Consider the following 7260-nt stretch of genomic DNA (forward strand, 5'->3'; position numbering starts at 1 on the left):
TCAGTCCCTTACGCCGGAAACACTCATGAGGGTGAAAAGTCCGGTCGCCACATGCACCTGTTCGCCGTCGTCCAGGCCATAGACATCGGCCTTGGCGATCGTCAGCGTCCGGCCCGGCTTCACCACGCGCCCTCTTGCCAGAAGCACCGGCTGCCTGGCGGGATTGAGCAGGTTGATCTTGTATTCGCTGGTCAGGACACCGTAGTCCGGCGCGAAGAGCGACAGGGCTGCGTAGCCGGCAGCACTGTCTGCGATCGAGGATGTGGCCCCGGCATGAAAGAAACCATGCTGCTGGGTCAGCTCCGGACGCATGGCCAGCTCAAGATCGACGGCGCCCGGCGACAGGTGAACCAGTTCGGCCCCGAGAAGTGTCATGAACTTCTGGGCGGAAAAGCTGGCCCGGACCCGGCCTTGCCAGTCGGGATCCCTCGGAGACAGATCCATCACACGTCCTCCCTTGCGGCAGAAACCCCGATTTCCGCCATGCGTGCGTGCGCACCAGCCTCGACTTCGTCAAGTTCCAGAAGGGTCAATTCGATGTCCCGCTGCTTTTCAAGCAGTTCCTCCCGGCGGGCGGCGATCCTGTCCAGCAGCAGGCGCAACTGCCCGGATTCCCCCGGAGCGGTGCCATACATTTCGATCATTTCCCGGATCTCGTTCAGAGAAAATCCGAGCCGCTTGCCCCGCAGAATGAGTTTGATGCGCGTACGGTCGCCGGGCGTGTAGAGCCTCTGGCGGCCACGCCGGTTCGGCGTCACAAGCCCTTGCGCCTCGTAAAACCGCAAGGTCCGCGTGGTGATGTCGAATTCCTGCGTAAGCTGGGTAATCGTGTAATAGCGCTGCATGCCCGCTCCTTCTTGACGGGCACGATTCCTGCTTTTTACGTTAAAGTCAATACATCGTGTTTTTAAGATATTTTACAGATAGTTAGATAATCATGATTTTAGAGCATCCAGACTCGTTTCACCATGCAGGACATTCAGGTCCACGTTTCCCGAAATTCCTTTCACCGTACCCCGGTCGTGATACTGCCAGCCGACCCAGCCCTGTGCATAGGAAGGCGAATGCCAGATCGAGCGGGCCCAGAGCGGGCGGTTCAACCCCTGTCCTTTCAGATAGGCAAGATAGAAGGCTTCGGGAGAATAGAAGATAACCTGTTTGCCGCGCGCCTGCTCCACGAGCGCGGTGAAATCGCTGATTTCCCGAAGCACCTCCTCCACGGACGGGCGCCGGGCGCAATTGCCGTCGAATTCCAGATCGAGCATCGGCGCCAGCATGGAAGTGTCTTCGGGCAGCACACTCAGGAAATTCTCGGCCTGCTTGCGCCCGGTCTGGCACAGGCTGAAATAGTGATAAGCCCCGCGTGCCAGCCCGGCCGAACCGGCGCCCGACCAGTTGCGGACAAAGGCACCGTCCTTGAAATCCACACCCTCGCTTGCCTTCATGTAGACGAAGGCCACGTCGTCGCCGGCAACCGCATTCCAGTCGATGTCGCCCTGGTGGTGAGAGACATCGATGCCGCGGGTGGGATATTCGCCCCTGTCCGGTTCCCAGTTCATGAAAAAGAACGCCGCTCCGACAATCGAAATCACTGCACCGACCACAACATAGAACAGCGTCCGCAACGCGGCTTGCAAGAAATTCATTCCACCCTACCCGAAATGCCCCGACAGGCGGCCCAGACTGGGCCAAACCCGTTAAGATTCACGATAAAAAATTCGGCCAGAGGGGAGCCGCCGCCAGTTCCAGCACATTTCCGTCCGGATCGTTGAAATAAAGACTGGTGCCACCCGCCGGCCAGACCACCTCGCTGGTAATGATCACATCCTGTTCAGCCAGATAATCACGCCAGGGCTGAAGCGCGTCCTGAGAGATACGGAAAGCGAAGTGGCTGCGGCCGGTGGTGTCGTGTCCGGGCACCGTTCCCCCGGCCGTTACGACGTCCTCTCCCGTGTGGCCGCGATGAAACACAAGCAGCACTTGAGCGGGACCGGCATCATAAGCATAAAGACGCTCGCCCGCGACCATGCGCGGCAGTCCGAGCACGCCTGCATAAAAGGCGTGCGCGGCCTCCATGTCGTTCACATAGACGGCGGTTTCGAGAATGCCGTCGATTTTCGGCCTGGTCATGAACTGCGATCTCCCGGCGTAGGTCACACCGGCAGCAATCTTAACTCGCGGCCCAACCGGCACAAGGGCCGCTCTCGTCCGGCAGCCACATGACCAGCCCCTTGCTCCGACGGGTCAGGAATCCTTCAAGCCGGAAGCGCTCATGCGCGGTTCGAATTCCGTCACCGTGTATTCCGCAAGACCGGCGGCATGAAAGGGGTCTTGTCGGACGATCGCTTCGACGGCCCCCCGGGTCTCCGCCACCGCCAGAATGACACCTCCCGTGCGCGGTATCTTGGGGCCGGAGGCCAGAAAGTGGCCGGCGGAATAATGTTTTTCAAGAAAGTCCCGATGGTCTTTCAGCAAGGCATCGACCTTATCCATCGGAGCGACGTAGTGAAGATCGATCACAAAGAGATTTTGACTGGCGGAAACAAGGGGCATTGGAACCTGTGCGCTTTGTTGCGTGCTGTTATCGGAGCCGGCTTCGCAGACCGGCTCCGGCTCATTCAATGGCAGGGCCTGCAAGACATCACAACACGGTCAGCTTCACTTCGATGTTGTTCCGGGTCGCATTGGAATAGGGGCACACCTGATGTGCCTTGGCGACAAGGTCTTCAGCGACATCCCTGTCGAGACCGGGCAGGGAAATATCCAGCGCAACCGCCAGGCCAAAGCCGCCTTCCGGCCGGGGTCCGATGCCGACGGTCGACGTGATGGCCGCATCGGCCGGAACCTTGATCTTCTCCTGACCGCCCACGAACTTCATCGCGCCGACGAAGCAGGCGGCATAGCCGGCAGCAAACAGTTCTTCTGGGTTATTGCCTTCCCCGCCCGCGCCGCCGAGTTCTTTGGGAGTAGCCAGTTTCACCCTGAAGGAACCGCTCAAGGTTTCCGCAGCCCCTTCACGGCCGCCGGTCGCACGTGCCCGAGCCTCATATTTCACATCAACAGCCATCAACACTTCCTTAGTACCTGATTGAATATCCAACCCATTTTTATATCCCTAACGATTATATCGTTCACGATATAAATTACCCACATATACCCACACCGGAGCAAGATCAACAGGTTGCGACCATATCGCGCACGATTTATAACGACCCCATGAGCGAGACGACCAATCAGATGTCTCTTCTCGACGCGATCGGATTTTCCGCGCCCGAAGAGACCAAGAAACCGAAAAAAGACAAACCGGCCAAAGCCGAGGCAACCGCCTCCAAGGCCGGCAAGAAGAAACAGGGCAAAGGCAGGGAAAAGCCGCCTGTAACGGCGGAGGGTCCAGTTGCCGAAGCGCCCGTTTCCAAAGCTGACGGCACGCCGGTGCTGCCGGACCTCCCGGCTGAAGTGACTGCTGAAGCAACGGCCAGCGAGGCTGCCCCCTTGCCCGCAGCCGAAGAGCGCCAACCGCTCGACAAATATCTTTGCTTTGCGCTTTACTCGGCCAACCATGCCATGCATGGCGTCTACAAGACGCTCTTGAAGGAAATAGGCCTCACCTACCCGCAGTTCCTGGCCATGACAGTCCTGTGGGATACGAACAACGTTCCCGTCGGCGCCATCACCTCGAAACTGCAGCTCGACACCAACACACTGACGCCGCTGTTGAAGCGCCTTGAAGCCATGGAGCTGCTGACGCGCACGCGCAATGCCAAGGACGAGCGCCAGGTGATCCTGAAACTCACCCGCAAGGGCCGCGCCCTGCAGAAGAAGACCGAACATTTTGCCGGCTGCATCTTCTCAGCGACCGGGCTTCAGTTGGAGGAAGTCATGGATCTGCAAGAGAAGGTCATGAAGCTGCGTGACAATCTAAGGCAGGCGGGACTGGAGAGCTGATGCTGTCGCACAGCCCGCCTGTTGCAATCTACCCGGCTATCATTTTCCAAAGCTGTCCCGGACCAACAACGCTTGGCAGATTGTCCGCTTGAGCGTCTCGGAAGCGTAATCCGGGCTCCAGCCACAGTCTGCCGTCAGCAGCCCCCATGTCTGCACGCTAAAGCTGGCCCAAAGGTATTCCGAGGCCGTTTTGGCAGTCCATGCTTCCTGCAAAGCGCCGTCTGTATCAAGCGACAAGGTCAGCTCGTGCAGCCAGCCACGAAGTTCCGACATACGGTCTTCCCAGGCCATCGACGCAGCTTCGTCGGTGCTGCGAAGCCGGATCAGATCGGTCGCAACTGGATATATTTCCTGAACAAACCCCAGCCAGACATCAATGACCCGTTGAAGTCGCTCGAAGGGATCGGCCTCGTCGAACGCCTGATGGAGGCGCGCCTTGATGTCGAGCCGATCGTCTGTCCTCCGCACGAGCGCAAGGATCAATCCACCGCGTGAACCGAAGTGGTCATAGACCGACTGCCGGCTGATTCCGGCCGCCTTTCCGATCTCCGCAAGTGACACTTCCGCCCCCCTCTCCGAAACAAGGGTCCAGGCACAGTCCAGAATTTCATTTCGGGTACGCTGTAGGCGACGCTGACTTGACATGTGTAAAGTTACCTGCGATTTGACACATGTAAAGTTATGGAGACCTCATATGAACGTCAACAATCATCTTGCACAATTCATCGATTGGTACGGACCGGGCCAAGACGGCAGCAGCCCCACGCAAGACCAGTGGAAAGGCATCCTGGACCGCCCGCGCGACAAACCGCTCACCCTCGTCAACTTCTTCAAGTTCCGCGAAGAAGCGATTTACCGGGAAGGCGTGTCTGAAAAGAGCGGTCAGGAAGCGTTTGCCGAATATGCCTCCGTCAGCATGCCGGCTATGCAGCGCGCCGGCGGCTCGTTTCTCCATGTAGGCCCGTTCCAGGGCACATTCCTTGGTGAAAACGAGGACTGGGACCTGATTGCGATCGGCAGCTATCCCGGTCTTGATGCTCTGATTGCCCTTTATTCGGACGAGGCTTACCGCGCAGCATTCCCGCATCGAACAGCGGCATGTGCACGGCAGAAGGTGATCATTTGCGGTGAATGAAGAATGAAGCCGGCGAGGCCGGCTTCATCTCAGCACCGGTCGGCGGCAGTTTCCTGAAAATCAGAACGGCAGGCCGAACCAGAAAGCCGCAATCCCGAGAAAGGCGAAGAATCCGACCACGTCAGTTACTGTCGTCACAAAGACGCTGGAGGCAATTGCGGGATCGACATTCAGCCGGTCGAGCGCAATCGGGATCAGAAGACCAGAAAAGCCTGCAAACAGCATATTGATGATAATGGCCCCGGCGATCACCACGCCGAGGCCGGCGTTGGCAAACCACAGCCAGGCGGTCAAGCCGATCAGGGCGGCAAGCGCGACACCGTTGAGCGCGCTCACCAGGATCTCGCGGTTGAGGACGCGCAGGAGATTTCGTGCACTCAGCTCCTGGGTCGCGATACCGCGCACGGCCACTGTCATGGTCTGTGTTCCCGCATTGCCGCCCATGGACGCAACGATCGGCATCAGCACGGCCAGCGCAACCATGGCCTCGATCGTGTCCTCGAAGAAGGCAATGACGACGGAGGCGAGAATCGCCGTGCCGAGATTGACCACCAGCCAGGCGAGACGCGAGCGCGCGATCGTCATCACGCTGTCGGAAATCTCTTCATCACCGACCCCGGCAAGCGCACGCAGGTCCTCTTCGGCCTCTTCCTGGATCACGTCGACGATGTCGTCGACAGTCAGGACCCCGACAAGACGCTCGTTTTCGTCCACCACGGCGGAGGACACCAGATTATAGCGCTCGAACCGGCGGGCGACTTCTTCCTGGTCTTCGGTCGCAAGCACCGCCTGACGCGTCTCCTCCATGATGGAGGTGACCTTCTCGTCCCGCTTGGTGCGCAGGATCTTGTCGAGATGCACCGAACCGAGCAGCTTGAACGTCGGGTCCACGACATAGATTTCATAGAAACTGTCCGGCAGGTCCCGGGCTTCACGCATGTAGTCAATGGTTTGTCCGACCGTCCAGAAAGGCGCAACCGCGATGAATTCGCTTTGCATGCGCCGCCCGGCGCTTTCTTCCGGATAATCCAGCGCCTTCTGCAGCTGCGCCCTGTCCGCATAGGGCAATTCCTCGAGAATGGCGGCCTGATCGTCTTCATCCAGATCTTCCAGGATGTAGACGGCATCGTCCGAGTCCAGATCTCCCAGGCCCTCGGCGATGGCTTCGGTCGGCAGGTCTTCAAGCAGCTGCAGACGCACCGCTTCGTCGATTTCCGTCAGCGCCGTATAGTCGAAATCGTCGCCGAGAAGCCGGATGAATGCCGCACGGTCCTCGGAAGCCAGCGTCTCGAGAAGATCACCGGTGTCGGCTTCGTGCAGGTCCGCGGCGAGCTCGCGCAGCGCGTACTGGTCGTTCGCCTGAATGGCGGTCTCAACGGCCGCGATGAAGTCCGGATTGAGGCGCTCGTCCTCGTCACGCACCGGGATCTGGGGTTCGGGAGAGGCAGTTACATCAAGCTCAGCTGCTTCGCTCATCAGCGCCCCCCCATCCTAGCGTTGATCCTCACCGGCATCCGTGCGCCGTGTTTCTTCGTCAAGAACTAGCCTTTGCCATGCCAAAGCGCCACCGGAAAAACAGAACCGGTCCACAGAGTTAGCTACAGACCTCTTTTTTATTGAAGTCAGGCGACCCGTAGCGCCTCCGCCACTACCCGAACATTTAGAATTCACGGCAGTTCTTGTCCCGGCCCACCATACGCAAACGGGCCAGATAATCACGTGCCTTCTTCGGCAGAATATCCTCGTCCGGGGAAATACATCGCGGCGCGCGCCGGAAAGCCCGCTTCGCCCGCTCGCTCCGAAGGCAGACGCGGCCCTCTGCCAGGACCTCCTGTTCGGTGTACCAGAGCTGCTGGCACGTCATCGCGCCGAAGGTCGACGGATTGGCGGAAAGTGACTGGGCCGCCGTGGGCAACGCGGCAAGAAGAATCGCGCCCCCCGCTCCCGCAAGAATGACCGGGTTGCGCCTTGATGAAGAACTGTTCATTAAATCACCGGTTGGAACTTGCCTGCACCGTATTCGAATTCACGAACCGGGCACTGGAATGGCAAAAAAAAGCCCTTCGCGAGTTTCAGGGCGAACCCGTACCTTCGTCTACTGGGTGGCGCATTCCGCCGGTCTCGTGTCCATGGTCCAGTCCCCGGCCGGCATAGCCCCCAGCTTCGTTTTGAAGGACTTG

Annotated in this window: 11 protein-coding genes; 2 read left to right on the plus strand and 9 right to left on the minus strand. The window is 59.1% G+C overall.

Translation table 11 applies throughout. The annotated features are described in order from the left end of the window. The 6 genes from ACQY7U_RS12570 to ACQY7U_RS12595 form a co-directional block, all read right to left on the minus strand. Positions 1-444: a PaaI family thioesterase gene (locus tag ACQY7U_RS12570; protein ID WP_428644924.1), complete on the minus strand. Its 444-nt coding sequence runs from the start codon at positions 442-444 to the stop codon at positions 1-3. After that, on the minus strand, positions 444-845 hold the full coding sequence (locus ACQY7U_RS12575) for a MerR family transcriptional regulator (protein WP_428644926.1): 402 nt from the start codon (positions 843-845) through the stop codon (positions 444-446). The genes ACQY7U_RS12570 and ACQY7U_RS12575 overlap by 1 nt, the downstream gene beginning before the upstream one ends. A gap of 90 nt (positions 846-935) precedes the next feature. After that, positions 936-1646, minus strand: a complete 711-nt coding sequence (locus ACQY7U_RS12580) for a glycoside hydrolase family 25 protein (protein WP_428644927.1) — start codon at positions 1644-1646, stop codon at positions 936-938. A 58-nt stretch (positions 1647-1704) separates the two neighbouring features. Beyond that, entirely contained in the window at positions 1705-2130 is a 426-nt protein-coding gene (locus tag ACQY7U_RS12585; protein ID WP_428644929.1) for a VOC family protein, read from the minus strand. Between the two features lie 114 nt (positions 2131-2244). Beyond that, on the minus strand, positions 2245-2553 hold the full coding sequence (locus tag ACQY7U_RS12590) for a YciI family protein (RefSeq protein WP_428644931.1): 309 nt from the start codon (positions 2551-2553) through the stop codon (positions 2245-2247). An 88-nt stretch (positions 2554-2641) separates the two neighbouring features. After that, complete coding sequence (locus ACQY7U_RS12595; protein ID WP_428644933.1) at positions 2642-3067, minus strand: organic hydroperoxide resistance protein; 426 nt, start codon at positions 3065-3067, stop codon at positions 2642-2644. A 149-nt stretch (positions 3068-3216) separates the two neighbouring features. On the opposite strand from ACQY7U_RS12595, the gene ACQY7U_RS12600 reads away from it, so the two are divergent. Continuing rightward, positions 3217-3945: a MarR family winged helix-turn-helix transcriptional regulator gene (locus tag ACQY7U_RS12600; RefSeq protein ID WP_428644934.1), complete on the plus strand. Its 729-nt coding sequence runs from the start codon at positions 3217-3219 to the stop codon at positions 3943-3945. 39 nt (positions 3946-3984) lie between these two features. On the opposite strand, the gene ACQY7U_RS12605 is transcribed toward ACQY7U_RS12600, so the two are convergent. Continuing rightward, positions 3985-4590, minus strand: coding sequence for a TetR/AcrR family transcriptional regulator (locus tag ACQY7U_RS12605; protein ID WP_428644936.1), 606 nt, complete (start codon positions 4588-4590; stop codon positions 3985-3987). Positions 4591-4639: 49 nt separating this feature from the next. Here ACQY7U_RS12605 and ACQY7U_RS12610 point away from each other — a divergent pair, with 49 nt between their 5' ends. Further along, a complete protein-coding gene (locus tag ACQY7U_RS12610; RefSeq protein ID WP_428644937.1) occupies positions 4640-5080 on the plus strand; it encodes a DUF1330 domain-containing protein in 441 nt (146 codons plus the stop codon). A 60-nt stretch (positions 5081-5140) separates the two neighbouring features. On the opposite strand, the gene mgtE is transcribed toward ACQY7U_RS12610, so the two are convergent. Both mgtE and ACQY7U_RS12620 read right to left on the minus strand, forming a co-directional pair. Then, positions 5141-6556 carry a magnesium transporter gene (mgtE, locus tag ACQY7U_RS12615; protein ID WP_428644939.1) on the minus strand — a complete coding sequence of 472 codons (1416 nt, stop codon included), beginning with the start codon at positions 6554-6556 and terminating at the stop codon, positions 5141-5143. Between the two features lie 184 nt (positions 6557-6740). After that, positions 6741-7067, minus strand: a complete 327-nt coding sequence (locus tag ACQY7U_RS12620) for a YARHG domain-containing protein (RefSeq protein WP_428644940.1) — start codon at positions 7065-7067, stop codon at positions 6741-6743. Positions 7068-7260: the final 193 nt, after the last annotated feature.

This window comes from Roseibium sp. (genome assembly GCF_050301095.1).
Classification (GTDB): domain Bacteria; phylum Pseudomonadota; class Alphaproteobacteria; order Rhizobiales; family Stappiaceae; genus Roseibium.